Below are 25,339 nucleotides of genomic sequence, written 5' to 3'. Positions count from 1 at the left end.
GCTGGCGCGCGTGATGCCGGCGGAAGGGGCGGGGGAGCCGCCGGCCGGCGGGCGTACCGCCGCCGTGGTGCTGGCGGCGGGGCTGGGCTCGCGCATGCCGGAGGCGCACAAGCTGACCGTGCCGCTCGGTGGCGAGCCGCTGGTGCGGCGGGCGGTGACGGCGGCGCTGGCCTCGGCGGCGCGCCCGGTCGTCGTGGTCACGGGCCATGCGGCGGAGGCGGTGCGCGCCGCGTTGGCCGGGCTCGACGTCGAGTTCGCCCATAACCCCGATTTCGCGGCGGGCCTGTCCACCTCGCTGCGCACCGGCATCCGCGCGCTGCCGGAGGCGGTTGACCGCGCGGTGGTGATGCTTGGCGACATGCCCGCCATCGAGGGGGCGCTGGTCGACCGGCTGGCGGGGGCCATCGACGTTCCGGCCGGCCGGCTCATCGCCGTGCCGGTGGCGCAGGGGCGGCGCGGCAACCCGGTCGCCTGGTCGCGGCGGATGTTTCCCGCGCTCACCGCGCTGGAAGGCGATATCGGCGCGCGGGAGATCATCGCCGCCAATGCCGGTCTCGTCGCCGAGGTGGCGGCCGAGGGGGAGGCGGTGTTCCTCGACATCGACACGCGCGACGAACTGGAGGCGCTGGCGCTGCACGAACTGGCGGCGCGGGCCGATGTCGACGCCGAGGCGGCATTGGACGGCATGAGGGCCGAAGACGCCTGACTCTTTCCGCCTGACGCTTGCCGCCTGAGGTTGGCCCGTGCGTCAGAACGGCATGAAGACGGAGAGCGCGCCATAGGCGCCGTCGTCGCTGTCGCTGCTCCAGCGCCAGCCGCCGGCGACGCGCAGCTCCTGCCGCGCGAGCGGAACGAGAAGAAACCCGCCGACCCGGGCGCTCTCGTCCAGCCAGTCGGTGGTCGCGCCGGCCTCGACGCCGAGGTCGAGCCAGTCGAAGGCCCGCCAGCCGGCGCTGGCGCGGGCGTTCATCGTGCCGTCGGCGGTGGAGCCGGCGAGGGCGGCGGACAGGGTGCGGCGTTCGTCGATCCGGTAGAACCATTCCACGACGAATTTGGCGCCGAACTGCGTGCCCTGGTCGGGATTGCCGGGGTCGGGGTACTGAAGCCGGTTGTCGACCACGTTGACGCCGCCATAGAGCGCCAGCGCGTGGGCGCCGCGCAGGAACTGCCAGCCGGCGAGCACCTCGCCCTCCTGCTTCTCGCCGGTGTTCCAGCCGCCGGGGACCGCCTGCGTGCGGTAGTCATAATGGCCGCCGCCGGCCTGCCCGCGCAGCCGCACGCCCTCCCGGTCCATCCGGTCGAACGGCGCCCAGGCCATGCCGGCCCAGCCATAGGCCGTGTCCCGCGCGATATCGACGCCGGAGAAGAAGTACAACCTGTCCTTGAGCGATGCCGGCATGAGTTCGCCGCCCGCGGCCTCGGGGCAGAGGGCGGCGAACAGCGCCGCCGCAAGCGGGCGCGCAAGCGGGCGCGCGTCGATACGCACGGGCGAAAGGAGCATCGCCGCGCTCGCGAGGTTGTGGGGAGATCAGATGGTTGTGCAACCCATCCGAGCACTTCGGGGCAGCGGTCTCAATCAACCGGGGATTGCCGACGAATCAGTATGCAAGCTGTGGAATGCCGCATTTTGTCGCAGGCGGTCAGACCGGCGGCGCCGCCAGGTGCTCGACCTCGACGCCCACCCGCTCGCAGATCAGCTCGGCGATCATCTGGCGGTGGCAATGTTCGGGATGGCGCTCGAAGCAGAGCAGGCAGACGCGCCGGCCCGCCGCCACGAGACCGACGAGTTCGTCGAGCTGTTCCTGCGCGGTGGGCGTGGCGAGATGGGCGTCGTAGATGCGGCGCAGCGTGCCGTAATCGCCGCCGCGCGCCGCCTGCCGGCCTTCCGCCGGCGTGCCGAGACCGCGCAGGTGCAGATAGTCGATCTCGCGCTCGCGCAGCCCGGCGGCCAGGATGTTCTTGGAGAAGCCGGCCCGGCGCGAGGCGGCCACCGCCCGCACGTCGACCAGCAGCCCGACGCCCGCCCCCTCCAGCGTGTCGAGCACGGCGGAGGAGGAGACCTGTTCGTATCCGATGGTGAAGAGCGGGGCGGTCATGGTTCCCGTTTGGCACAGCCGCGCGGCGGCGTCGAGCGCCCTCGTTTCCCCCGCTCCCGCGTGAGCCCCTTGCCCCCGCCTCCCGAATCTGTGGAGTTCTGCGGTCAAGCCCCTGAAGCGATCGCGCGCGCGTGCTAGGCGGGGGCTTAACATCGGGATCGCAGGCAGCATGAAGATCGGTATCGATCTGGGAACCAACGGCGCCGGCCAGCCGGTGCGGCTCGATCTGGAGGAGCTGCTGTCCACGCGCCTGCTGGTGCAGGGCAATTCCGGTTCCGGCAAGTCGCATCTGCTGCGCCGGCTGCTGGAGCAGAGCGCCGGCCATGTGCAGCAGGCGATCATCGACCCCGAGGGCGATTTCGTCGGGCTGGCCGAGCGCTTCGGTCACGTCGTCATCGATGCCGAGCGCACCGCCGGCGAGATCGGCCGCATCGCCGCGCGCATCCGCCGCCACCGCGCCTCGGTGGTGTTCAACCTCGAGGGGCTGGATGCCGACGCGCAGATGCGCTCGGCCGCCGCCTTCCTCAACGGCCTGTTCGACGCCGAGCGCGAGCACTGGTACCCCATGCTGGTGATCGTCGACGAGGCGCAGCTCTTCGCTCCCTCCGGCGCCAGCGAAATCTCGGAGGAGGCGCGCCGCGTCTCGCTTTCGGCGATGACCAACCTGATGTGTCGCGGCCGCAAGCGCGGCCTTGCCGGCGTCATCGCCACCCAGCGCCTCGCCAAGCTCGCCAAGAATGTCGCCGCCGAGGCGTCGAACTTCCTCATGGGGCGCACCTTCCTCGACATCGACATGGCCCGCGCGGCGGACCTGCTCGGCATGGAGAAGCGGCAGGCCGAGAGTTTCCGCGACCTCAACACCGGCTCCTTCGTGGCGCTCGGCCCCGCCCTGTCGCGCCGCCCGCTGCCGGTGAAGATTGGCCATGTGGAAACCGCCAGCCGCAACGGGCGCCCCGAGCTGATGCCGCCGCCCGAACTCGACTCGGCGCAGATCCAGGACCTGATCTTCGACGATCTGGCCACCGAGCCGCTGCCGGCCCCGCCGCCGCGTGCCGCCGTGCCGGCGACCGACGAGCTTCTGGACACCATCGAGGACACGCCGGCCCCCGCGCCGGTGCCGGTCGACCCGGAGGCCGCCGCCGCCTTCGATGCCGAGCGCGAGGCGCTGGTCGAGGAGATCGTGCGCCAGTTCGTGGCCGATCCGGAGGCGCCGTTCCGCTCCGCCGCCGCGCTCTATCCCGATTTCCTCGTGCATTGCCGGGTCCGCCGGGTCGGCTCGAAGGTGCCGGACCTTGCCGACTTCACCCGCCGCCTCGCCATCGCCCGCGCCGGGCTGGAGGCGCGCATCGGCGACGAGGGCTGGCAGCGCGCGGTGAATCAGGCGGCCGGCCTGCCGGAAGAGATGCAGGGCGTGTTCCTGCTGCTGGCCCGCGCCGGCATGGACGGGGCGCCGTCCCCGGCCGACGAGGCGCTGGCGCGCGCCTATGGCAGCCGCTCGCCCTCGCGCGGGCGCTGGCTGCTGACCTATATGGAGGAGCGCGGCCACCTCGTCTGCGAGGCGGATTTCCGCGGCCGGCGCGTGGTGCGCTTCCCCGCGCTCGGCTGGAAGACCGCGCCGGGCGACCCCAAGGCGCTGACCGCCTGACGTCCCGCCTCTGCTGCGGAGCCCCTCCCGCCGGCTCGGCCGGTACCCCCGACATGAAAACGGGCCCGTCGCCGGGCCCGTTTCCGTTTGTCGCTGTCACGTCGCTATGCGTCAGCCGCCATAGAGGTAGTTGGGCAGCCAGAGCGCGAAGTTCGGGAAGGTGTAGAGCAGCACCATCGCGAAGACGACGATGAAGATGAAGGGCATGACGCCGGAGAAGATCTCGTCGATCGAGACATGCTTGGGGGCCACGCCCTTCAGGTAGAAGGGAGCCATCGCCACGGGTGGCGACAGGAACGAGGTCTGCAGGTTCAGCGCCACCAGCACGCCGAAGAAGATCGGGTCGATGTTGAAGTGGTCGAGCAGCGGCAGGAAGATGGGCAGGAAGATCACGATGATCTCCGTCCATTCCAGCGGCCAGCCGAGCACGAAGATGATCACCTGGGTGAGGATCAGGAAGCCGATCGGGCCCAGGTCCAGCCCCATGATGAACTCTTCCACCAGGCGCTGGCCGCCGAGCAGGGCGAAGACGGCGGAGAACACCGCCGAGCCCACGAACAGCCAGCAGACCATCGCCGAGGCGCGCGCCGTGAGGAACACCGAGTCCTTGAGCTTCTCGATGCTGAAGGTGCGGTAGGCCAGCGCCAGCAGGATGGCGCCGAGCGCGCCGACCGCCGCCGCCTCGGAAGGCGTGGCAAGGCCGAGGATGATGCAGCCCAGCACGGTGACGATCAGCAGGACGAGCGGGAAGAAGGAGGTCAGCAGCGCCCAGATGATGGTCATCGTCGGGACGTTGCGCTCCGACGCCGGCAGCTTGGGCGCCAGCGACGGATTGATCATCGCCCGGATAACGACATAGGCGATGTACATGCCCGCCAGCGTGATGCCGGGGATGAAGGCGGCGGCGTAGAGCTTGACCACCGACACGCCGGCGGTCGCGCCGTAGAGGATGAGCATGACGCTCGGCGGGATCAGGATGCCGAGGCAGCCGCCGGCGCAGACGACGCCCGAGGCGATCTTGGTGTCGTAGCCGGCGCGCAGCATGGCCGGGAAGGCCAGAAGGCCCATCAGCGTGACGACGGCGCCGACGATGCCGGTCGCGGTGGCGAACAGCGCGCAGGTGATCAGCGTCGCGACGGCCAGCGAGCCGGGAATCCAGCCGGCGGCGAGCTGGATGGCACGGAACAGCCGGTCGAGGATGTTGGCGCGCTCGATCACATAGCCCATGAACAGGAACAGCGGGATCGAGATCAGCACGTCGTTGGCCATCACCGAATAGGTGCGCTGGACGAAGAGCTGGAAGATGCCGTCGCCGATCGAGAGGTAGCCGAAGGCCACGCCGAGCGCCATCAGGGTGAAGGCGATCGGGAAGCCGAGCATCAGCAGAATCAGGAACAGCACCAGCATCAAAATGCCGAGTGCGGGATCGGAGATGAACATCACAGGGACCCCCGGGTCGTGGCCTCACGCTCGGCGGCGTTGGCGGCTTCTTCTTCTGCGGCGGCCTTGGCGGCGGCTTCGTCGAGGATGACCTTCTCCAGTTCCTCCACATCGTGCAGGCGCTGCGGCCAGTCGCCGTCGCGGATGCATATCCAGCAGCGCACGACCTCGACCACGCCTTGGAACAGCATCATCACGCCGACGAAGGGAATGATGGCCTTGAACGGCCAGATGACCGGGCCTTCGGGGCTGAAGGAGGAATGCTCGTTCAGCAGCCAGGAGAGGTAGAAATACCCCCAGCCCGAATAGATCAGCGCCAGGATGCCGGGGAAATAGAACAGGAAATACAGGACCAGATCGCTCTTGGCCTGCGTCGTCGGCGCCCACTTCCGGTAGATGAAGTCGCCCCGCACATGGCCGTTGCGCGACAACGTGTAGGCGCCCGCCATCATGAACAGGGCGCCATAGAGCATCAGGCTGACGTCATAGGCCCAGGTGGTGGGGGCGCGCAGGACATAGCGGCAGTACACCTCGTAGCAGATCGCTACCATGAGGATGACGATGCACCAGGCGAACAGCTTGCCGATGAAGGCGTTCACCCGGTCAACGCCGAGAAGGATGGATTGCATTGGAAGTGGCCTCTTTTGGCATGGCCTCGTGCAGGCGCCGGCTGCCGGCAAGACAGAACGGCGTCCACCGCGCCCGGCACCGTGCGAGAGGCCGGTGCCGGGCGGATGATCGCCGGTGCTCTACCGAAACCAAAAGCCCCTCTCCGTCGCCGGAGAGGGGCGAAACGCGGCAGCAGGTCAGGCCGTCTTGAAGAAGTGGTCGTAGGCGAACTTGGAGTCCGGCTCGTATTCGAGACGGAAGCCGACGATGCGCTTGGCCCATTCCTTCTGGCTGTCGACCACCTTCTTGAAGACGGGGTCGGTCGAGAGGTTGGCGATCACGACGTCCCAGGCCTTGAGCTGGGCTTCCAGCACCGCCTTCGGGGTCGGCAGCACCTTCACGCCGCGCGCCTTGATGGCCGCGAGATCCTTGGAGTAGCGGTCCTGGGCCTTCCACATCATGGTGGAGGAGGTGGCGTCGGACGCGCCCTTGAGGATCTCCTGCACGTCGGAAGGCAGGCTGTCGAACTTCGTCTTGTTGAACAGGATCTCGAAGCACTCGAGCGCCTGATGGTAGCTGCCGAGCATGTAGACCTTGGCCACGTCGGGGAAGCCGAGGATGAGGTCGGAAGACGGGTTGTTGAACTCGGCGCCGTCGAGCAGGCCGCGGTCGATCGCCGGGACGATTTCGCCGCCGGGAACGATGGTCACCGCCGCGCCGAACTCCTTGAAGAGGTCCGCGCCGAGGCCGACGGTGCGGTACTTCATGCCCTTCATGTCGTCGGCGCTGGTGATTTCCTTCTTGAACCAGCCGAGCGGCTGGCTCGGCATCGGGCCGGTCAGCATGCCGACGACGTTCAGCTTCAGCGTGTTCTGGACGAGGTCGTCATAGAGCTGCTGGCCACCGCCATAGCGTACCCAGCCCAGCAGTTCGTCGGCGTCCCAGCCAAAGGCGGGCGCGGTGCCGAACAGCGAGAAGGCCTTGCTCTTGCCATACCAGTAGGCGGCGACGCCATGGCCGCCGTCGAGAATGCCCGAGGACACGGCGTCGAGCATCTGGAAGGCGGGGACGACCGAGCCGGCCGGCAGGATTTCCAGCTCGACGCGACCGCCGGTCATGGCGTTGACGCGCTTCACATAGTCGCCGGCGAACTCGTGGAAGATGTCCTTGTTCGGCCAGGTCGACTGGAATTTCAGCTTGATGGGGGCCTGCGCATGCACGGCCGGAGCCGCGACGGTGACGCCGGCGGCGGCGGCCGCAGCCGTGGCGATGAAGCGGCGACGGCTGGTGCGGACCTCGTGACGCGCGTCCGCATTCTTCCCTGACGTATCGGTCATGGGTGTTTCCTCCTTTAGCGTTTCCTTCGCGGGTCGTGCCCGCCGGGCGGCGATTGAGCGCCTTGTCCCGATGCCCCAAGGAGACGATGCCGAAACGGCAAGTGCAAGCCCTAATTCACGCCATTACGGCTAAATGACATCGACCAAAGTCGCATTTTGTCCCTGTTTGCGGGGCTTTGCGGGGTGGTTGGCAAATTTTTCTGACCGGAGCCGACGTCCGGGCAGTCGTTCCCCGGCGACGCGGCCGGGCGCGGTGGCGGCGCGCGTTCTGCGGTGCCCGCGCGATTTCGTCATCCGCCTGTCATTCGCGCGGCGTTGAACGGCGGCAGCGCGGGCGCCCGCCCGCATACTGACGGGGATCATTCCATGCGCGCGATTCTTCTTGCCGGCGTGTCGGCGGCGGTGCTCGCCCTCGCCGGCGCGTTGGCCACGGCCGAGGCGGCCGACGCACCCTTCAACCGCATCGGCACGTTCAACGTGGTCGACAACCTGCCCGCCGGCGCCGATCCGGCCAAGTCGACCGCCGCCGAGATCATCACCTTCACCGAGGACGGCAACACGCTGATCTACAGCGACAGCCCCGGCCAGCGCATCGGCTTCATCGACATCACCGACCCGGCCGCGCCCAAATCCGCCGGCGTCGTCGCCCTCGACGGCGAGCCGACGACCACGGTGGTGATCGGCAGCAAGGCCTATGTCGGCGTCAACACCTCCGAATCCAAGGCCAAGCCCTCCGGCCATCTGGCGGTGGTCGACCTCGCCACCCGCAAGGTCGAGGACAAGATCGACCTTGGCGGCCAGCCCGATTCGATCACCAAGAGCCCGGACGGCAGCTACCTCGCCATCGCCATCGAGAATGAGCGCGACGAGGACGTGAACGACGGCGCCATCCCGCAGATGCCGGCCGGCAACCTCACCTATTTCCAGGTGAAGAACGGCCGCGTGGTCGACGAGTCCAAGAAGGTCGTGGACCTCACCGGCCTCGCCGCCGTCGCGCCGGAAGACCCGGAGCCGGAATATCTCGACATCAATTCCCGCAACGAGGTCGTGCTCACCCTGCAGGAGAACAACCACATCGTCGTGGTCGACCTGCCCACCGGCAAGGTCACGTCGCATTTCTCCGCCGGCACGGTCGACCTCGACCATATCGACACCAAGAAGGACGGCGTGATCGACCTGTCCGGCTCGGCCAAGGGCGTCGCCCGCGAGCCGGACACCGTGCAGTGGATCGACGACGACCGCTTCGTGATCGCCAATGAGGGCGACTGGAAGGGCGGCACGCGCGGCTTCTCCATCTTCGACAAGACCGGCAAGCTGGTGTTCGAGAGCGGCACGGCGCCGGAACACATGGCGGTGCGTCTCGGCCACTACCCCGACAAGCGCAACAAGAAGGGCTTCGAGATGGAGGGCGCGGAAGTCGCGACCTTCGGCGACGACCGCCTCATCTTCGTCGCCTCCGAGCGCGGCTCGCTGGTGTTCGTCTATCGCGACAAGGGCCCCGGCGCGGCGCCGGAGTTCCTTCAGGTGTTGCCGGGCGGCGTCGGCCCCGAGGGCCTGATCGCCCTGCCCAAGCGCGACCTGTTCGTCACCGCCGCCGAAACCGACCTGCGCGAGGATGGCGGCATCGGCTCGGTCGTGACCGTCTACCAGCGCCAGCCCGGCGCCAAGCCGGCCTATCCGACCATCCTCTCGGCCGACGGCGCGGACGGGCAGCCGATCTGGTGGTCGGCCCTGTCGGGCTTCGCCGCCGATTCCAAGCAGCCGGGCACGCTCTACGCCGTGACCGACAGCGCCTATGCGCAGGCGCGCATCCTCACCGTCGACGCGACCGCCACCCCGGCGAAGATCGTCGCGGCGAAGGTGCTCACCAAGGGCGGCGAGCCGGCCAAGGGTCTCGACCTTGAAGGCCTCGCGGTGCGTCCCGAGGGCGGCTTCTGGGTGGTTTCCGAGGGCAACCCGGAGAAGAAGGAAAAGGCCACGCAGAACCTGCTGCTGCGGGTCGACGCCGACGGCGCCGTCGCCGAGGAGATCGTTCTTCCCGAGGCTCTCGCCGCGCAGGCCACCCGCTTCGGCTTCGAGGGCGTGGCGGTGATCGGCTCCGGCGCCGACGAGACCGTGTGGATCGCCGTGCAGCGCGAGTGGAAGGACGACCCGAAGGGCTTCGCCAAGCTTCTCGCCTACAAGCCGGCGACCAAGAGCTGGGGCTATGTCCGCTACCCGCTCGCCAAGACCGAGAAGGGCTGGGTCGGCCTGTCCGAACTCACCCCCTACAAGGACGGGCTGATCGCCATCGAGCGCGACAACCTCATCGGCCCGGACGCCAAGCTGAAGAAGCTCACCTTCGTCTCGCTCAAGGGCGTGACGCCGGCCGGGCTCGGCAGCGAGGCGGCCCCGCCGGTCCTCGCCAAGACCGAGATCAAGGACCTGCTGCCGCTGCTGCAGGCGCCCAAGGGCTATGTGCTCGACAAGGTCGAGAGCTTCGCCATCGACGCCGCCGGCAATGCCTTCATCGTCACCGACAATGACGGCGTGGACGGCTCCTCCGGCGAGACGCAGTTCATCGGCCTCGGCAAGCTCTGAGTCGACGGCTCGACCTCTCCGCTTTCCCTCATCCCCGGGCTTGACCCGGGGATCCCGCTCTGCGCCGGCGGTCCCGGTCCTCTGGGTGGCCGGGTCAAGCCCGGCCATGAGGGAGAAAAGGTCCGGAAAATCAGGAACGGGCGCCTTCGGGCGCCCGTTTGCGTTCCGGCCGGTCTTTGCGGGCCCGCGTGCTTCGAGTGCCTGCTGCGCAGGGCGCCTCAGCATGACGGAGTGTCGTCTCGGAAGGAGCGACGTCATCCTGAGGTGCGAGCGCAGCGAGCCTCGAAGGATGAAGGGTTCGGCTTAGTCGAGCACGGCGGCCTTGAGCAGGCAGACCATGGTGGCGTGCGCCGGCTCGGTGCCGAGGTTGCGGATGACGTGGCGGCGGTCGCAGCGGTAGCGCAGCGTCTCGCCGGCGCGGGCGGTCTCGAACGCGTCGCCGCATTCGACCTGCAACTCGCCGCTGAGCACCGACAGGCACTCGACCGAACCGCGCTGGTGCCCGTCGGAGACCAGCTCGCCGCCCGGTTCGGCGGCGAAGTCGAACCATTGAAGCCATTCCACCGTCTTGATCCAGCCGGTGATGGTGAGCCGGCATTTGCCGTCTTCCGACAGCAGGATCGGCGTATCGGCGCGGGTGAGGTGCTCGACGAAGGGCTCGTCGTCGGTGGCCGCCATGAAGCGGTCGATCGACATGTCGAGCGCCTGCGAGAGCCGCCACACGGTGGCCAGCGTCGGGTTGGTCTCGTTGCGCTCGATCTGGCTGATGATCGACTTGGCGACGCCCGACTGTTCCGACAGTTCCGACAGCGAGAGATTATAGGCCTTGCGCAGCCGCTGGATGGTGCGGCCGAGCTGGCCGGTGATGGCCTGCGCGCCGGCATCCATGTCGCTCCGATCGAAACTGCGCGTGCGACCTGACATGCCTGCTCCTGTTCGCCGATGTGCCCGTGTATCTAGGTTGCGCGCGCCGGCCGGCGCAAGCGCGCCGCGCCGTCGCGGCGAATTCAGATGCGCGCCGCATGGGGCCGGACTAAGCTCGCGCCATGATGCAGAGCAACGCCCTTCCCACCATCGATGACGTGGTTTCCGCCGCCGAGCGCCTTGCCGGCGTCGCCATCCGCACGCCGCTGATCAGTTCGCCGCGCCTCGACGAGATCGTCGGCGGGCAGGTGTTCCTGAAGCCCGAGCCGCTGCAGCGCACGGGCTCCTTCAAGTTCCGCGGCGCCTATAACCGCATCTCGCGCATCCCGCAGGACCAGCGCGCCGGCGGCGTGGTCGCCTGTTCCTCGGGCAACCACGCGCAGGGCGTGGCGGCGGCGGCGACGCTGATGGGCATGCGCTCGGTCATCGTGATGCCGAAGGACGCGCCGGAGATGAAGCGGGCGCGTACCATCGCCTTCGGCGGCGAGGTGGTGGAGTACGATCGCGAGCGCGACGACCGCGACGCCATCGCCGGCGCCATCGCGGCCGAGCGCGGCGCCGTCTTCGTGCCGCCCTATGACGATTTCTACATTATCGCCGGGCAGGGCACGGTCGGCCTGGAGATCGCCGAGGATCTTGCCGCGCGCGGGCTCGTACCCGACGTCGTGGTGGCCAATGCCTCCGGCGGCGGCCTCGTCTCCGGCATCGCGCTGGCGGTGAAGGACCGCTTCCCCGAGGCGCGGGTGATGACGGCCGAGCCGGCCGGTTTCGACGATCACGCGCGCTCCTTCCGTTCCGGCGGGCGCGAGCGCAACAACCGCGCCTCGGGCTCGATCTGCGACGCGCTGCTGGCGGCGACGCCGGGCCGGCTGACCTTCGAGATTTCCTCGCGCATCGTCGGCGAAGGCGTCTCCGCCACCGACGAGGAAGTGGCGCGGGCGGTGGCCTTCGCCTTCGAGGAACTGAAGATCGTGGTGGAGCCGGGCGGGGCGGTGGCGCTGGCCGCCGTGCTTGCCGGCCGGCTCGACCTCAAGGGCAAGGTGGCCGCCATCGTGCTGTCGGGCGGCAATGTCGACCGCTCGACCTTCGCCCGCTGCCTCGCCGCGGCCTGAGCCGGGCGGCGACGTCGGTCGTCGCGTCACCCCGCGAGGGCGGCGGCCCGCGCGGCGCGGGAATGGGCCATCTCGATATTGTGCAGGAACTGCTCGGTGCAGGCGCGCCAGCTGAAACGCTGCGCATAGGCGCGCGTGGCGGCGCGGTCGATGTCGAGCGCGGCGAGGGCGGACTGGCGCAGATCCTCGCCCAGCACGCCGACGGGAATCTCCGTCTCGCCGATCACGTCCTTCGGGCCGGTGACGGGATAGGCGGCGACCGGCAGGCCGCTGGCGAGCGCCTCCAGCAGCACGATGCCGAAGGTGTCGGTGAGGCTGGGGAAGACGAACACGTCCGCCGCCGCATAGATGCGCGCCAGAGCCTCGCCCTCGTTCAGGCCGAGGAAATGCACGTCCGGGTGACGGGCGGTGAGTTCGGCGCGCGCCGGGCCGTCGCCGACCACGACCTTGCTGCCGGGCAGGTCCAGATCCAGGAAGGCGCTGATGTTCTTCTCCACCGCGACGCGGCCGACCGACAGGAAGATCGGGCGCGGCAGCGCGGCGACGCGCGGGTCGAATTCCTCGGGCGGGCGCGGGTGGAACAGCCCGGAATCGACGCCGCGCGACCAGCGCATGATGTTCTTGAAGCCGCGCCCGCTCAGCTCCGCTTCCAGCGTCGGCGTGGAAACCATGATCCCGGCGCCGGAATTGTGGAAGCGGCGCAGGAAGGCGTAGGACAGCCGCTCCGGCACCGGCGCCCGGGCGGCGAGATATTCCGGGAAGCGGGTGTGGTAGCTGGTGGTGAAGCTCTGCCGGCGGCGCAGGCACACGCGCCGCGCCATGAGACCGATCGGGCCCTCGGTGGCGATGTGCACGAAGTCGGCGCCGATCTCGTCCATGCGCCGGGCGATGCGGCCGGGCGTGGCCAGGGCGAGGCGTATCTCGGGATAGGTCGGCATCGGCACGGTGCGGAAGTCGGCCGGGGTGAGGAAGTCGATGCGCGCGCCGAGCGCGGCGGCTTCGCGGGCGGTGTTCTGCAGCGAGCGGACGACGCCGTTGACCTGGGGCAGCCAGGCGTCCGTCGCGATGAGAATGTGCATCAGGCGGCGACCTTCGGGCTTTCGAGCAGCAGCGGCGCGTTCACCCGCGCCCGGGTCTCGCGCGCCCAGTCGATCAGCTCGAAGCGCCCGTCGGAATGCTCGACGATCGCCGTGCAGCTCTCGACCCAGTCGCCGCAGTTAAGGTACTCGACGCCGAAACTGTTGTGAATGACGGCATGGTGGATGTGGCCGCACACCACGCCGTCCACCTTGTGACGCCGGGCCTCGGTGGCCACGGCTTCCTCGAAGCGGCCGATGAAGTTGACCGCGTTCTTCACCTTCAGCTTCGCCCACTGGCTCAGAGACCAATAGGGAAAGCCGAGCTTGCGCCGTATCCAGTTGAGATAGGTGTTGAGCCCGAGAGCGGCGGTGTAGGCGCCGTCGCCGAGGAAGGCGAGCCATTTGGCGTGGCGCACGACGACGTCGAACACGTCGCCATGGATGACGAGGTAGCGCTTGCCGTCGGCGGCTTCGTGGATCGCCGTCTCGACCACCTCGATGCCGCCGAAATGGCTGCCGTAATAATCGCGGAGGAATTCATCGTGGTTCCCCGGCAGGTAGACGATGCGCGCGCCCTTGCGGCCCTTGCGCAGGAGCTTCTGCACCACGTCGTTATGGGCCTGCGGCCAGTACCAGCCGGAGCGCAGGCGCCAGCCGTCCACGATGTCGCCGACGAGATAGATCGTGTCGGCCTCGTGGTAGCGCAGGAAGTCGAGCAGCAGATCGGCCTGGCAGCCCTTCGTGCCGAGATGAACATCGGACAGGAAGAGGCTGCGGTAGCGGCGACCCTCGGGTGCGTCGTTCACCTCGGAAGCCCCGTCGATCATGGCTGCGAACAGGCCCGGTGATGTGTTCATGAGGGCAGAAAGCCCGAGTCACATCACGCTTTTATGACGATGCTGCGCTGCAGCGTTCACATGAAAAGCATCACCACGCTGGCGGCGACGAGCGCGGCCATCACGTAATTGACGATCCGCTGCTGGCGCGGGGTCGACAGCAGCCGGGCGAGCAGGGCGCCGAATCCGGCCCACAGGCACAGGCTCGGGAAGGTCACGATGCCGGTGACGATGGAAATGACGACGACTTCGGCGAACAGATTGTCTCCGCCCACCGTCGTGAAAGCCGGCACGATGCTGAGCGCGATCGTCCACGCCTTCGGGTTCACCCACTGGAACAGCGCCGATTGCAGCACCGTCATTGGCTTCTCCATGGCGGTGCCTCCGCCCGGCCCGCCGGCATTGGCGATCTTCCAGGCGAGGTAGAGCAGATAGAGCGAGCCGACGATCTTCAGCGTCTGGTGCATGTAGGGGATGGTCATGAACAGCGTGCCGAGCCCCATGCCGACCGCGACCACCATGATGCTGAAGCCGACCGTGACGCCCCATATCTGCGGCAGGGTGCGGCGGAAGCCGAAGGCGGCGCCCGAGCCGGCCGAGATCATGTTGTTGGGCCCCGGCGTGAGCGCGCCGGCGAGGGCGAAGAGAAACAGCGGCAGGAGTTGCGACGACAGCGGCACGGCGGGCTCCCTCGCGAGCCGGCGGAAACGTCACGCGCCGCCGGCACAGGCCGTCGACTGCTAGGCGGGGCGGCGCCCGCTTGCAACCCGGAATCCCCGCGGGGCGCGCCGCCGGCCGCCGGGCGGAAAAGCCGATGCCGCCGGCCCGGCCGGGCGCGGCGGCATCGCATTGTCGACGGGCTGCCCCGGAGGGCGGCGATCAATGGGCGACGAGCAGGGTCGCCGGCGGGTCGGTCAGCAGCGAGGCGGTGACGCCGCCGAGCACCATCTCGGCGAGGCGCGAGCGGCTGTAGACGCCCATCACCACCAGATCGGCGCCGAACTTCTGGGCCTCGTTGGCGATGGCGACGCCGGCCGTGCTTTCCTTGGCGTGGTGATGGCGGGCATTGACGCCATGGCTGGTGAGCCAGACGGTCAGCCGGGCGCCGGACGCAGCGGTGGCCGGATCGCCTTCCTCGACGGTGAGCACCTCCACCTCGTCGGCGGTGGCGAGCACCGGCAGGGCGAAGCGCACGGCGTGGCCCGCCTCACGGGAGGGCTTCCACGCCACCAGGGCGCGGCCGATGCGGGTCGGCACCGGCTTGCCGGTCGGCACCACCGCCACCGGGCCGTTGCAGGCGAGCGCAAGATGCTCGGGCAGGGTGGCGGCGAGCTGGTCGTCGACGGTGCCGTAGGGCGTCTCGCTGACGACGGTGACGTCGGCGAAGGTGACTTCCTCGCGCAGCGCAGAGGCGACCTCACCCTCGACAACCGTCCAGGTGCCGGTCACGCCGGCACCGGCGATGGTCTGCTCGAACTGAGCCTTGAGGCCGGCTTCCTTCTCCTTCGCCTCATGGACGAGTTCGTTCACGTAGATCGAGAGAGCGCGGCCCACCCGCGGGACACCGGCGGGATAGAGCGTATAGACCGCCTTGATCGCCGCTCCGGACTGGCGGGCCAGCGTCACGGCGAAGGCGAGACGGTCGTTGAAGCCCGAATCGGGCGCGGCGTGCAGCAGGACGGTGCGGATGGACATGGGCGCTTCTCTCCGGTGGGTGGGTTATCTGTTGTGACCTAAGGTCAAAGCGGTACCGATGAAAATGCGGAAAAGCACGATCAGCAAGAAACACTAGGTATTCACCATACCTGTTCCCGGCGCGGCGCGGCGCGGCGCCCGCGCCTTCACGAGCGCGCGACCGCGACCTCCGGCCGATTGTCTTTGTCTGGAGCGACAATAAGGTAGCCCGGCCTGTGCTGCGCCGCAGCACGTCGAGTAGGGAGTTCTTCATGTCGCGTCGCCTGACGATTGCCGCTGCAATCGCCATGTTCTCCGCCATTGCGGCTACCGCCGTGGTCGCCCAGCCCGACGTCGTAAAGGAGCGGCAGGCCCTCCTGAAGGAGTTCGGCAGCGTCACCCGGCCGGTCGCCGGCATGCTGCGGGGTCAGGCCCCGTTCGACCTCGCGACGGTACAGACGGCGCTCGACGCCTATGCGAAGAACGCAAAGGCGCTGCCCGCGCTGTTCCCCGAGGGATCCGGACCGGGCCCGGACACCGAGGCGCTGCCGGCCGTGTGGCAGAAGAAGGCCGAATTCGACGCGCTGTTCGGCAAGCTGGCGTCCGATGCGACCGCCGCCCGCGCCGCCATTACCGACGAGGCTAGCTTCAAGGCGAATTTCCCGGGCGTGATCCGCACCTGCGGCACCTGCCACGACACGTACCGCCAGAAGAAGTGAGGTTGAGCGTGCCCTCGACATCGCCGGCGCCGTCCCGGGCGCCGGATGTGCTGGCGAAGGACGTGCCGGCGAAGGACGTGCTGGCGTGGGACCTGCCGACGCGGCTCGCCAAGTGGACTCTGGCCGCGCTGGTGGGGCTCGCCTTCGCCAGCCGCTATTATGGCGATGCCGGGCTGGTCTGGCACCAGTGGAACGGCCTCGCGATTCTTGTCGTGCTGGTGTTCCGCCTGCTCTGGGGCTTCGTCGGCGGCTCGACGGCGCGCTTTGCCGGCTTCCTGCGCGGCCCCGGTGCCGTGCTCGCCTATGCCAGGGACATGCGGCGCGGCCGCCCGCAGCATTTTCTCGGCCACAGCCCGCCCGGCGGCTGGATGGTGATGGCGCTGCTGGTCGTGGTCGGCGCCCAGTCGCTGACCGGCCTGTTCACCAGCGACGACATCGCCGTCTACGCGCCGATGACGGCGGTGGCGAGCGACGAGACCATCCGCAGCGCCTCGGCCTGGCACCAGTGGCTCTACCCCTGGCTGCTGGCGCTGCTCGCCCTGCATGTGACGGCCAATCTGGCCCATTCGCTGTTCGGGCGGGACAATCTGATCGGCGCCATGATCGGCGGGCGCAAGCCGGCGGGCGACTTCGTGGACCGGGCGCCGGCGACGCCGGGGGCTGTGGGGCGGGCGCTCGCCTGCCTCGCGGTGGCGATCGCGGCGGTGTTCGGCGCGATCGCGCTGGCGGGCGGCGATCCCTTCCCGTGAGGCGCGCCGGGCGGGCTTGAAATATCGGGCTCCGGCCGGCTTGCGGGCCGGTCGGGAAAGTGCTCCATGGCGCCCATCATGAATGCGCTCAAGGGCATCGCGCTGCAGGTCGCCGCGACGTTCCTCTTCACCATCATGTCGGCTCTCGTCCGCATCGTCTCGGAGCGTGTTCCGACCGGCGAAGTCGTGTTCTCGCGCTCCTTTTTCGCGCTGTTTCCGCTGCTCGCGCTGCTGGCCTGGCGCGGCGAGGTGAGCGCCGCGGTGCGCACGGCGAACCCGTTCGGGCACATTTTGCGCGGCACTGTCGGCGTCATGGCGATGAGCCTCGGCTTCGCCGCGCTGGCACGCATTCCGCTGGCCGACGCCACCGCCATCGGCTTCACCGCGCCGCTGCTCACCGTGGCGCTGGCGGCGCTGCTGCTGCGCGAGCGGGTGCAGGCCTATCGCTGGACGGCGGTGGGCGTCGGGCTCGCCGGCGTGGTGGTGATGCTGTGGCCGCACATGTCGGGGTCCTTCGACAGCGCCGACCATGTGGTCGGGGCCGCCTGCGCGCTGATCGGGGCCGGCTTCACCGCCGGGGCGATGATACAGGTGCGGCGGCTTACCCAGACCGAGACGACGGCGGCCATCGTGTTCTATTTCCAGGCGCTGGCGGCGGTCGCCGGGCTGGCCACAGCGGGCTGGGGCTGGGTGCGGCCGGGTCCCGGCGAGGCGGCGCTACTGGTGGCGACCGGGCTGATCGGCGGCGTCGGGCAGATCCTGCTGACCGAGAGCTACCGCTACGCGCCCGCCTCGGTGGTGGCGCCCTTCGCCTATTCGGCCATGCTGTGGTCGCTGCTGCTCGGCTTCATCCTGTTCGCCGAGGCGCCGCCGCTGCTGGTGGTGCTCGGCGCGTCCATCGTGATCGGGGCGGGCCTCTTCGTCATCTGGCGCGAGCGGCGCCTCGGCATCGAGCGCAACCGCGAGGACGCGGCGGCGACACCGCCCTCCGGCCCGACCGCCTGAGGCTCAAAACGCCTTGAAGGTGATGATGGTGCGGGTGTCCTGTATGCCCGGGAAGAGATGCACCTTCTCATTGACGAAATGGCCGATGTCGGTGCCCTCCGGCACGTAGAACTTCACCAGCAGGTCGAACTCGCCGGCGGTCGAGTAGATCTCCGAGGCGATCTCCGCGTCGGCGATGGCGTTCGCCACCTCGTAGGAATGGCCGAGGTGACATTTGATCTGCATGAAGAAGGGAACCATCACGGCATTCCGGCTTCGGGTCGGGAGGCCGATAAGGAACAGAAGCCCGGCCCGCGCGCAACCCCTGCCGCCGGCCGGCAGCGGCGCCCGGCTTGCGCGGGCGGGCGGCTTCGCCTATCTCGCCATGACGATCTCGTTGGGGTGCCCGCAGGGGCTGAGAGGCGAGGCGGCGTTGCCCTGAAAATCCGGGCCGCAGCCGGCGCCAACCCACGAACCTGATCCGGGTCATGCCGGCGGAGGGAACGGGTCGCGCGCGCCGGCGAGGGGACTTGCCTGCGACGACGCCCCCGGACCGCGCGGCGAGGGAGGCGAAGATGGGCGGTTCCACACCGATCGCGGTGACGATTGCGGGCTCGGATTCCGGCGGCGGCGCCGGGATACAGGCCGATCTCAAGACCTTTTCGGCGCTCGGCGTCTATGGCGCCAGCGTGATCACCGCGCTCACCGCGCAGAACACGGTCGGCGTCACCGGCATCCACGACGTGCCGCCTGCCTTCATCGGCGCGCAGATCGACGCGGTGTTCTCGGACATCGCCGTCGATGCGGTGAAGATCGGCATGCTCTCGCGCCCCGAGGCCATCGAGGCGGTGGCCGCCGGGCTGGAGCGCCACCGCCAGTCCGTCGTCGTGCTCGACCCTGTGATGATCGCGGCCTCCGGCGACCGGCTGCTGGTGCCCGAGGCGATCGACACGCTGCGCGCCCGGCTGCTGCCGCGCGCCCTGCTCATCACGCCCAATCTGCCCGAGGCCGCCGCGCTGCTCGACGAGGCGCCGGCCGGCACGCTGGCAGAGGTGCGTGCGCAGGCGGAGCGGCTGCTCGCCTTCGGCCCGCGCGCGGTGCTGATCAAGGGCGGGCATGGCGAAGGGCCGGAGAGCACCGACGTGCTGCTCGACGCCGAGGGCGTTCTCGAACTCAGCGCGCCGCGCGTCGCCACCCGCAACACCCACGGCACCGGCTGCACGCTGTCCTCCGCCATCGCCGCCGGCCTCGCGCGCGGCCTGTCGCTGCGCGAGGCGGTGACGGCGGCGAAGGACTATCTCACCCGCGCGCTGGCCCGCTCCGAGGAACTGGAGATCGGGCGTGGCCACGGTCCGGTGCACCACTTCCACGCCTGGTGGTGACGTCGCGGCCGGCGCGCCGAGGGGCCTCGCACGCGCGGCCTGGGGCTGCTATCGAGGCGCGGTCCCCGCTGGTGCCCCGTTGTGCCCGTCATCGCGCCCCGCCATGCCATCGCCGCCGTCTATGCCGGGCTGTTCTTCGGCATCGGCGTCTTCGTGCCGTTCTTTCCGGTCTGGTTGCAGCATCGCGGCTTCGACGCGGCGATGATCGCGCTGGCGCTCGCCATTCCGCAGGTGGTGCGGCTGGTGACGATGCCGCTCGGCGGGCTGCTGGCCGACCATAGCGGCCGGCCGCGCGCCACGCTGATCGGCTATTCGCTGGGCACCGCCCTGTGCTTCGTCTTCATCGCCCTGGCGCCGGGAGCCACCTTCATTCTCGTCGCCCTCGGCGTCGTCGCCGCCTTCTGGCAGCCGAGCCTGCCGGTGCTGGACGCCTATGCGGTGGCGCGCCGGCGCGAGGGGCTGGTGGATTACGGCCGGGTGCGGCTGTGGGGCTCGATGGCCTTCATCGGCGGCAATCTGGTGGCGGGCGGCCTGCTCGCCGGCCTTGCCGGCCCGGTGTCGCACGACGCGGTGATCTGGCTGATCGTGGCCGGCAGCGTCGCGGCGGCCCTGGCCGCCTCGGCCCTCAGGGAAGCCTCGCCACTGCCGCGTCCCGCGAAGGCGCCGGCGGACCGTCGCCCGCGCCGCGCCTTTGGCGGTCTCGCGCCGGTGCTGCTGGTCGGCATGGTCGCCGCGGCGCTGGTGCAAAGCTCGCACGCCGCGCTCTATGCCTTCGCCTCGATCGAGTGGCATTCAAAGGGATTGTCGGACGGCACCATCGGGCTTCTGTGGTCGCTCGGGGTGCTGGCGGAGGTGGTGCTGTTCCATTTCGGCACGCGGGTAACGCACCATCTCGGCCCGGAGCGGCTGCTCCTGCTCGGCGGCCTCGCCGGATTGCTGCGTTTCGCGGCGATGGCGCTCGATCCGCCGCTGCTGCTGCTGCTTCTGTTACAGCCGCTGCACGCGCTGACCTTCGGCTGCACCTATCTCGGCACGGTGGAACTTGTCGCGCGCCACGCGCCGCCCGGTCGCGGCGCCAGCGTGCAGGGGATCGCGGCCTGCGCGACCGCGATCGCCATGGCCGGGGCGACTCTGGTTTCCGGGCCGCTCTGGCAGAGCTTCGGCGCGCAGACCTTTCTGGTCTCGGCGGGCCTGGCCACGGCTGGCGCGCTCCTCGCGCTGGCCTGCGCCTCGATGCGGGCCGATCAGCCCCACAGCGCCGGATCGGGCGGATAGACCACGCTGCCCTCGTAGCGCAGCGCCGGCGCGCGGTCCTGCGCCAGCAGCAGTGGCCCGTCGAGATCGACGAAGCGCGCCAGCGGGGCCAGCAGCATGGCCGGGGCCATGGCGAGCGAGGTGGCGACCATGCAGCCGACCATGATGTCGAGGCCGTGCGCCTGGGCGGCGCGGGCCAGTTCGATGGCTTCGGTGAGGCCGCCGGTCTTGTCCAGCTTGATGTTGAGCGCGTCGTAGCGGCCGATGAGGTCGGGCAGGCCGTCCAGCCCATGCGCGCTTTCATCGGCGCAGATCGGCACCGGATGGGGGATGTCGGCCAGCGCGGCGTCCCGCGCCGCCGGCAGCGGCTGCTCGACCAGCTCGACACCGGCCCGCGCGCAGGCGGCGAGGTTCTCGGCGATGTTCTCGACCGTCCAGCCCTCATTGGCGTCGACGATCAGCCGGGTGCCTGGCACGGCGTCGCGCACCGCGCGCAGGCGCGCCCTGTCGCCCTCAGTGCCCAGCTTGAGCTTGAGAAGGTCATGGCCGCTGGCGCGGGCGGCCTCGGCCATGGCCTGCGGCGTGTCGAGGCTGATCGTGAAGGCGGTGAGCGCCGGCCCGGGCGCGGGGAGCCCGGCAAGCTCATGGGCGCGCACGCCGGCGCGTTTCGCGTCGAGGTCCCAGAAGGCGCAATCGAGCGCGTTGCGCGCCGCGCCGGGCGGCAGGGTGAGCTGAAGCTCGTCGCGGCGCAGGCCGGCCTCGATGCGGCCGGCGAGGGCGATGAGCGTCTCGACGACTCCGGCGACGCTCTCGCCATAGCGCGCATAGGGCACGCATTCGCCCTGGCCGACATGGGCGCCGTCGCGCAGTTCGACCCGCACCACGACGGCCTCGCTCTTCGAGCCGCGGGCGATGGTGAAGCTGCCGCGAATCGGGAAGCTCTCGGCAAGGACCTTGATGCGGGTCATGATTGGCAGACCACGGGGGCGACCGAATCGTCGACCATGGGACAGCATAGCGTTCCGGCTGCCGGCGGTGGCGTCGCCGCGAAACCACACTGGCCGCGATTAAGTGCCGATCGGGCAGCCTGGGGCGCCCATGAGGGTCCGGCTCCCTCGACGGCGCGGAGGCTTACGGCTAAGAAATACATCGCGAATTCGGCGATTGGGGAGCCACTTTTTGGGAGCCACTCTTGGGAGCCGCTGAAGCGCCGCTTCTGGCCACGGCCCGAAATGGCCGCGAACTCGTGTTCGTGGGCAATGGCAGCTGGCTGGCCGTGCAGGGGCGGGCGCTCGAGGGTAGCGTGGACGCCGCCCTGGCCGAACTCGCTGCCGCTCCTACGGAAAGCGCCCGCTTCGACCTGTCCGGCGTGCGCGGCTTCGACACGCTCGGCGCGGTGGTGCTCGACCGGATCATCCAGGCGCTCGAAAAGGATGGCGTGCGCTTCCAGATCGTCGGGCTGGAGCGCCGGTTCCGCCCGCTGCTCGACGATATCGTCAAGGGCAGCCACGAGAATCCCCCGCGTACGCGGCATGTGAACGCCGTCATCGGCAGCATCCAGCTGGTCGGCCGCACGACGGTCGCGATGGCGCAGGACGGCCTGGCGCTGCTGTCCTTCATCGGCACGGCGATGTCGGCCCTTCTGCGCGTTCTGGTCCGGCCGCACACATTCCGCTTCACCTCGATGATCTATCATCTGGAGCGCACCGGCCTGCGCGCCGTGCCGATCGTCGCGCTGATCACCTTCCTCATCGGCTGCATCATCGCGCAGCAGGGCATCTTCCATTTCCGCAAGTTCGGCGCCACGACCTATGTCGTCGACATGGTGGGCATCCTCACCCTGCGCGAACTCGGCGTGCTGATCGTCTCCATCATGGTCGCCGGCCGCTCGGGCAGCGCCTTCACCGCCGAACTCGGCTCGATGCGGATGCGCGAGGAGGTCGACGCGCTGCGCGTGATGGGCTTCGATCCCAACGAGGTGCTGGTGCTGCCGCGCCTTGTCGCGCTGATCATCGCGGTGCCGCTGCTGACCTTCATCGGCAATATGTGCGCGCTGTCCGGCGGCGGGCTGGTGGCCTGGCTCTATGGCGGCATCTCGCCGGAGATCTTCATCGCCCGGCTGAAGGAGGCCATCGCCCTCAACACTTTCGAGGTCGGCATGATCAAGGCGCCCTTCATGGCCGCCATCATCGGCCTGATCGCCTGCATGGAGGGCATGCGGGTGGGCGGCAGCGCCGAGTCGCTCGGCGCGCACACCACCGCCGCGGTGGTGAAGGCAATCTTCCTGGTGATCGTGGTGGACGGGCTGTTTGCCATGTTCTTCGCCGCGATCGACATGTGAGGCGCGCGGTGCAGGCTCAGGGCGACACTCTCCCGGACATGGCGACGCTGGATGTGGCACCCGGCGAGCCGATCATCCGCGTGCGCGACATCGTGGTCGGGTTCGGCGAGCGCGTCGTGCTCAACGGGCTGTCGCTGGACGTGATGCGCGGCGAGATCCTCGGCTTCGTCGGCGCTTCGGGCGGCGGCAAATCGGTGCTCACGCGCGCCATTCTCGGGCTGGTTCACAAGCGCTCGGGCACGGTGGAGGTGTTCGGGCAGAACATCGACACGCTCAGCTACGCGGAGCGCCGGCTGCTGGAGCGGCGCTGGGGCGTGCTGTTCCAGCAGGGCGCCCTGTTCTCCTCGCTGACCGTGCGCCAGAACATCCAGTTCCCGATGCGCGAATATCTCGACCTGTCGCCCGGCCTGATGGACGAGCTGACCATCGCCAAGCTGGAAATGGTGGGGCTGGCGCCCGACGTGGCGGAGAAGGCGCCGTCCGAGCTTTCCGGCGGCATGATCAAGCGCGTGGCGCTGGCGCGGGCGCTGGCGCTCGATCCGGAGATCCTGTTCCTCGACGAGCCGACATCGGGTCTCGACCCGATCGGCGCGGGCGAGTTCGACGAGCTTATCGCCACCTTGCAGCAGACTTTGGGGCTGACCGTATTCATGGTAACCCACGATCTGGACAGCCTTCATACGGTATGCGACCGCATCGCGGCGCTGGGGGAGGGCAAGGTAATCGCAGTCGGGCCGATCGAGACCATGCTGGCGTCGAAACATCCCTGGGTCTCCGCCTATTTCCACGGCAAGCGGGCGCGCGCCGCCGGCTTCGCGAGCGCGGAGGCGCGCTGAGGACCCATGGAAACACGCGCCAACTACACCATCATCGGCCTGTTCACCCTCGCCATCGTCGCGGCGGGCTTCGTCTTCGTCTGGTGGTTCACCGGATCGAACAGCCGCGGGCCGCGCACCTCCTATGACGTGGTGTTCTCCGGCGTCGTCAGCGGCCTGCAGACCGGCTCGTCGGTGACGTTCAACGGCATCCCGGTCGGCGAGGTGACGGGGCTGCGCCTCGACACGCAGGACCCGCGCAAGGTGGTCGCCACCATCGCCGTGCAGCCGGGCACTCCGATCAAGTCCGACACGCGGGCAACGCTCGACTCGCAGATCCTGACCGGCCTGTCGTCGGTCGGCCTCGTCGGCGGCTCGAACGAGGCAACGCCGCTGCCGGCCCCGCCCGAGGGCGAATTGCCGCGCATCGACGCCAACACCTCGGCGGTGCAGGACCTCGTGCGGACCGCCCGCGAGGTGCTGGGCCGCGTCAACGACATCGCCACGCGCGTCGACGACCTCGTGCGCGCCAACGACACCAAGATCGCCTCGGTGATCGACAATGTGGACAAGTTCACCGCCGCGCTCGGCCAGAATGCCGGCAACATCGACACTTTCCTGAAGGAGACGGGCGGGGCGGCGCAGCGCATCAGCACGCTGGCCGACAATCTCAACAAGGTCGTCGTCTCGCTCGATCCGACCAAGGTCGGCAGCACGGTGGACGACGTGGCGAAATTCTCCGCCCAGCTCGACGGCATGGCGCTGAAGTTCAACTCTATCCTCGACAATGTGGCGGCGATGACCACGAGCGAGGAAGGCAAGGGCATGTTCAACGAGATCACCAGCGCGGCGGCGGAGATCCGCAAGCTGGCGGTCAATCTCGACACCCGCACCGCCGAACTTTCCGTCAACCTGAACAAGTTCACCGGGCCCGGCCTGCGGCAATACGAGGCGCTGGCGGTCGACGGCCGGCGCACGCTTGGCGAGATCGAGCGCGTTTTCCGTAATTTCGAGCGTAATCCCCGCCAGTTCATCTTTGGCGGGTCGAACGTTCCCAACTACACTGGGCGCTAGCCGATGGGGGGTCTGGGACGTCATGGGGGCAGGGGCGAGGGCGTGAGCTTCAGCAACACCTATCGCAGGCTGGCCGGCTGCGCGGCCGCAATGGCGCTCGCCCTTGCGCTGGGCGGCTGCGGCTCGATTCTGTCGGGTGGCGACAAGGCGGTGCCGACCTTCGACCTGAGCGCGCCGGCGGATTTCAACGCGCCGCGCCGTGGCGCCGGCCTGCTCGTCATCGGCCCGCCGACCGCGCTGCAGGTGCTCGACACCGCGCGCATCGTCGTCGAGCCGGCGCCGGGCCAGATCACCTATCTCGACAATGCGCAGTGGAGCGACCGGCTGCCGGCGCTGTTCCAGGCGCGGCTGATCGAAGCTTTCGAGAACGGCAACCGGGGGCGTTCGGTTGGCCGGGCGGGCGAGGGGCTGAGCCCCGACTACATCCTGCTGTCGGACCTGCGCGCCTTCGGCCTGCGCACCTTCGACGGCGGCACCCAGGCGGTGGTCGAGGTATCGGTGAAGATCGTCGGCAACAGCTCGGGCCGCATCGTCGCGGCGCAGGTGTTCCGCGCCAGCGTGCCCGCCGCCTCGACCAGCGGCACCAATGCCACCCAGGCGCTCGACATGGCTTCCGACGAGGTGTTCGTGCAGATCGTGCGCTGGGCGTCGAGCCGGTTCTGAGCGCCGCGCCGGCGCGCCAGGGTATC

25 protein-coding genes and 1 riboswitch are annotated in these 25,339 nt (G+C 69.3%); of the genes, 13 read left to right on the top strand and 12 right to left on the bottom strand.

The annotated features are described in order from the left end of the window. The first annotated feature begins 13 nt into the window (after positions 1–13). Positions 14–706, top strand: a complete 693-nt coding sequence (locus tag GBB76_RS18815; RefSeq protein ID WP_305765049.1) for a nucleotidyltransferase family protein — start codon at positions 14–16, stop codon at positions 704–706. A 42-nt stretch (positions 707–748) separates the two neighbouring features. Here the strand turns inward: GBB76_RS18815 and bcsS are convergent, their stop codons facing one another. Further along, on the bottom strand, positions 749–1,501 hold the full coding sequence (bcsS, locus tag GBB76_RS05515) for a cellulose biosynthesis protein BcsS (protein ID WP_246669050.1): 753 nt from the start codon (positions 1,499–1,501) through the stop codon (positions 749–751). A gap of 139 nt (positions 1,502–1,640) precedes the next feature. Then, positions 1,641–2,096 (bottom strand): DUF488 family protein, encoded by a 456-nt coding sequence (locus tag GBB76_RS05510; protein ID WP_152302367.1) that lies wholly within the window; start codon positions 2,094–2,096, stop codon positions 1,641–1,643. Positions 2,097–2,265: 169 nt separating this feature from the next. On the opposite strand from GBB76_RS05510, the gene GBB76_RS05505 reads away from it, so the two are divergent. Further along, a complete protein-coding gene (locus GBB76_RS05505; protein WP_152302366.1) occupies positions 2,266–3,741 on the top strand; it encodes an ATP-binding protein in 1,476 nt (491 codons plus the stop codon). A gap of 111 nt (positions 3,742–3,852) precedes the next feature. Here GBB76_RS05505 and GBB76_RS05500 read toward each other — a convergent pair whose 3' ends face one another. The 3 genes from GBB76_RS05500 to GBB76_RS05490 all read right to left on the bottom strand — a co-directional run bounded on the left by GBB76_RS05500 (position 3,853) and on the right by GBB76_RS05490 (position 7,127). Then, the gene (locus tag GBB76_RS05500) at positions 3,853–5,181 is read right to left on the bottom strand and encodes a TRAP transporter large permease subunit (RefSeq protein ID WP_152302365.1); all 1,329 of its coding nucleotides are present in this window, start codon (positions 5,179–5,181) and stop codon (positions 3,853–3,855) included. Beyond that, complete coding sequence (locus GBB76_RS05495) at positions 5,181–5,810, bottom strand: TRAP transporter small permease subunit (protein ID WP_152302364.1); 630 nt, start codon at positions 5,808–5,810, stop codon at positions 5,181–5,183. The genes GBB76_RS05500 and GBB76_RS05495 overlap by 1 nt, the downstream gene beginning before the upstream one ends. A 177-nt stretch (positions 5,811–5,987) precedes the next feature. Further along, on the bottom strand, positions 5,988–7,127 hold the full coding sequence (locus tag GBB76_RS05490) for a TRAP transporter substrate-binding protein (RefSeq protein ID WP_152302363.1): 1,140 nt from the start codon (positions 7,125–7,127) through the stop codon (positions 5,988–5,990). Positions 7,128–7,493: 366 nt separating this feature from the next. Here GBB76_RS05490 and GBB76_RS05485 point away from each other — a divergent pair, with 366 nt between their 5' ends. Next, complete coding sequence (locus GBB76_RS05485) at positions 7,494–9,707, top strand: esterase-like activity of phytase family protein (RefSeq protein WP_152302362.1); 2,214 nt, start codon at positions 7,494–7,496, stop codon at positions 9,705–9,707. A gap of 303 nt (positions 9,708–10,010) precedes the next feature. On the opposite strand, the gene GBB76_RS05480 is transcribed toward GBB76_RS05485, so the two are convergent. Next, a complete protein-coding gene (locus GBB76_RS05480) occupies positions 10,011–10,631 on the bottom strand; it encodes a helix-turn-helix domain-containing protein (protein WP_152302361.1) in 621 nt (206 codons plus the stop codon). Positions 10,632–10,753: 122 nt separating this feature from the next. On the opposite strand from GBB76_RS05480, the gene GBB76_RS05475 reads away from it, so the two are divergent. After that, entirely contained in the window at positions 10,754–11,743 is a 990-nt protein-coding gene (locus GBB76_RS05475; protein ID WP_152302360.1) for a threonine/serine dehydratase, read from the top strand. Between the two features lie 26 nt (positions 11,744–11,769). Here the strand turns inward: GBB76_RS05475 and GBB76_RS05470 are convergent, their stop codons facing one another. The 4 genes from GBB76_RS05470 to GBB76_RS05455 all read right to left on the bottom strand — a co-directional run bounded on the left by GBB76_RS05470 (position 11,770) and on the right by GBB76_RS05455 (position 15,353). Further along, on the bottom strand, positions 11,770–12,822 hold the full coding sequence (locus GBB76_RS05470; protein WP_152302359.1) for a glycosyltransferase family 1 protein: 1,053 nt from the start codon (positions 12,820–12,822) through the stop codon (positions 11,770–11,772). Further along, positions 12,822–13,649: a UDP-2,3-diacylglucosamine diphosphatase gene (locus tag GBB76_RS05465; protein WP_202911207.1), complete on the bottom strand. Its 828-nt coding sequence runs from the start codon at positions 13,647–13,649 to the stop codon at positions 12,822–12,824. Before GBB76_RS05465 ends, GBB76_RS05470 begins: the two co-directional genes overlap by 1 nt. A gap of 86 nt (positions 13,650–13,735) precedes the next feature. Next, complete coding sequence (locus GBB76_RS05460; RefSeq protein WP_152302357.1) at positions 13,736–14,338, bottom strand: LysE family translocator; 603 nt, start codon at positions 14,336–14,338, stop codon at positions 13,736–13,738. Positions 14,339–14,537: 199 nt separating this feature from the next. After that, entirely contained in the window at positions 14,538–15,353 is an 816-nt protein-coding gene (locus GBB76_RS05455; protein ID WP_152302356.1) for a universal stress protein, read from the bottom strand. Positions 15,354–15,604: 251 nt separating this feature from the next. On the opposite strand from GBB76_RS05455, the gene GBB76_RS05450 reads away from it, so the two are divergent. The 3 genes from GBB76_RS05450 (at position 15,605) to GBB76_RS05440 (ending at position 17,805) form a co-directional block, all read left to right on the top strand. Continuing rightward, entirely contained in the window at positions 15,605–16,051 is a 447-nt protein-coding gene (locus GBB76_RS05450; RefSeq protein WP_152302355.1) for a cytochrome c, read from the top strand. A gap of 8 nt (positions 16,052–16,059) precedes the next feature. Beyond that, positions 16,060–16,800 (top strand): cytochrome b/b6 domain-containing protein, encoded by a 741-nt coding sequence (locus GBB76_RS05445; protein WP_246669049.1) that lies wholly within the window; start codon positions 16,060–16,062, stop codon positions 16,798–16,800. A gap of 66 nt (positions 16,801–16,866) precedes the next feature. Beyond that, positions 16,867–17,805, top strand: a complete 939-nt coding sequence (locus GBB76_RS05440; RefSeq protein WP_246669048.1) for a DMT family transporter — start codon at positions 16,867–16,869, stop codon at positions 17,803–17,805. 3 nt (positions 17,806–17,808) lie between these two features. On the opposite strand, the gene GBB76_RS05435 is transcribed toward GBB76_RS05440, so the two are convergent. Beyond that, positions 17,809–18,045 (bottom strand): Lrp/AsnC ligand binding domain-containing protein, encoded by a 237-nt coding sequence (locus GBB76_RS05435; protein WP_152302354.1) that lies wholly within the window; start codon positions 18,043–18,045, stop codon positions 17,809–17,811. A 127-nt stretch (positions 18,046–18,172) separates the two neighbouring features. Then, positions 18,173–18,304: riboswitch (TPP riboswitch) on the top strand. 55 nt (positions 18,305–18,359) lie between these two features. On the opposite strand from GBB76_RS05435, the gene thiD reads away from it, so the two are divergent. Then, positions 18,360–19,166, top strand: a complete 807-nt coding sequence (gene thiD / locus GBB76_RS05430) for a bifunctional hydroxymethylpyrimidine kinase/phosphomethylpyrimidine kinase (RefSeq protein WP_152302353.1) — start codon at positions 18,360–18,362, stop codon at positions 19,164–19,166. 81 nt (positions 19,167–19,247) lie between these two features. Beyond that, a complete protein-coding gene (locus GBB76_RS05425; RefSeq protein ID WP_152302352.1) occupies positions 19,248–20,441 on the top strand; it encodes an MFS transporter in 1,194 nt (397 codons plus the stop codon). Here GBB76_RS05425 and dgcA read toward each other — a convergent pair. Continuing rightward, positions 20,411–21,388 carry an N-acetyl-D-Glu racemase DgcA gene (gene dgcA / locus GBB76_RS05420; RefSeq protein ID WP_152302351.1) on the bottom strand — a complete coding sequence of 326 codons (978 nt, stop codon included), beginning with the start codon at positions 21,386–21,388 and terminating at the stop codon, positions 20,411–20,413. The genes GBB76_RS05425 and dgcA overlap by 31 nt on opposite strands. A gap of 224 nt (positions 21,389–21,612) precedes the next feature. On the opposite strand from dgcA, the gene GBB76_RS05415 reads away from it, so the two are divergent. The 4 genes from GBB76_RS05415 to GBB76_RS05400 are packed head-to-tail and all read left to right on the top strand — an operon-like array spanning position 21,613 to position 25,313. Further along, entirely contained in the window at positions 21,613–22,761 is a 1,149-nt protein-coding gene (locus GBB76_RS05415) for an ABC transporter permease (RefSeq protein ID WP_152302350.1), read from the top strand. A 38-nt stretch (positions 22,762–22,799) separates the two neighbouring features. Continuing rightward, the gene (locus tag GBB76_RS05410) at positions 22,800–23,597 is read left to right on the top strand and encodes an ABC transporter ATP-binding protein (protein WP_152302349.1); all 798 of its coding nucleotides are present in this window, start codon (positions 22,800–22,802) and stop codon (positions 23,595–23,597) included. 6 nt (positions 23,598–23,603) lie between these two features. Next, a complete protein-coding gene (locus tag GBB76_RS05405) occupies positions 23,604–24,650 on the top strand; it encodes an MlaD family protein (RefSeq protein ID WP_152302348.1) in 1,047 nt (348 codons plus the stop codon). A 42-nt stretch (positions 24,651–24,692) separates the two neighbouring features. Further along, complete coding sequence (locus GBB76_RS05400; RefSeq protein ID WP_246669047.1) at positions 24,693–25,313, top strand: ABC-type transport auxiliary lipoprotein family protein; 621 nt, start codon at positions 24,693–24,695, stop codon at positions 25,311–25,313. Positions 25,314–25,339 lie beyond the last annotated feature (26 nt).

The sequence above is a fragment of the Ancylobacter sp. TS-1 genome (assembly GCF_009223885.1).
Classification (GTDB): domain Bacteria; phylum Pseudomonadota; class Alphaproteobacteria; order Rhizobiales; family Xanthobacteraceae; genus Ancylobacter.
The sequence above is the reverse complement of the archived record's forward strand: the minus strand, read 5'-3'. Positions and strand labels throughout refer to the sequence as shown.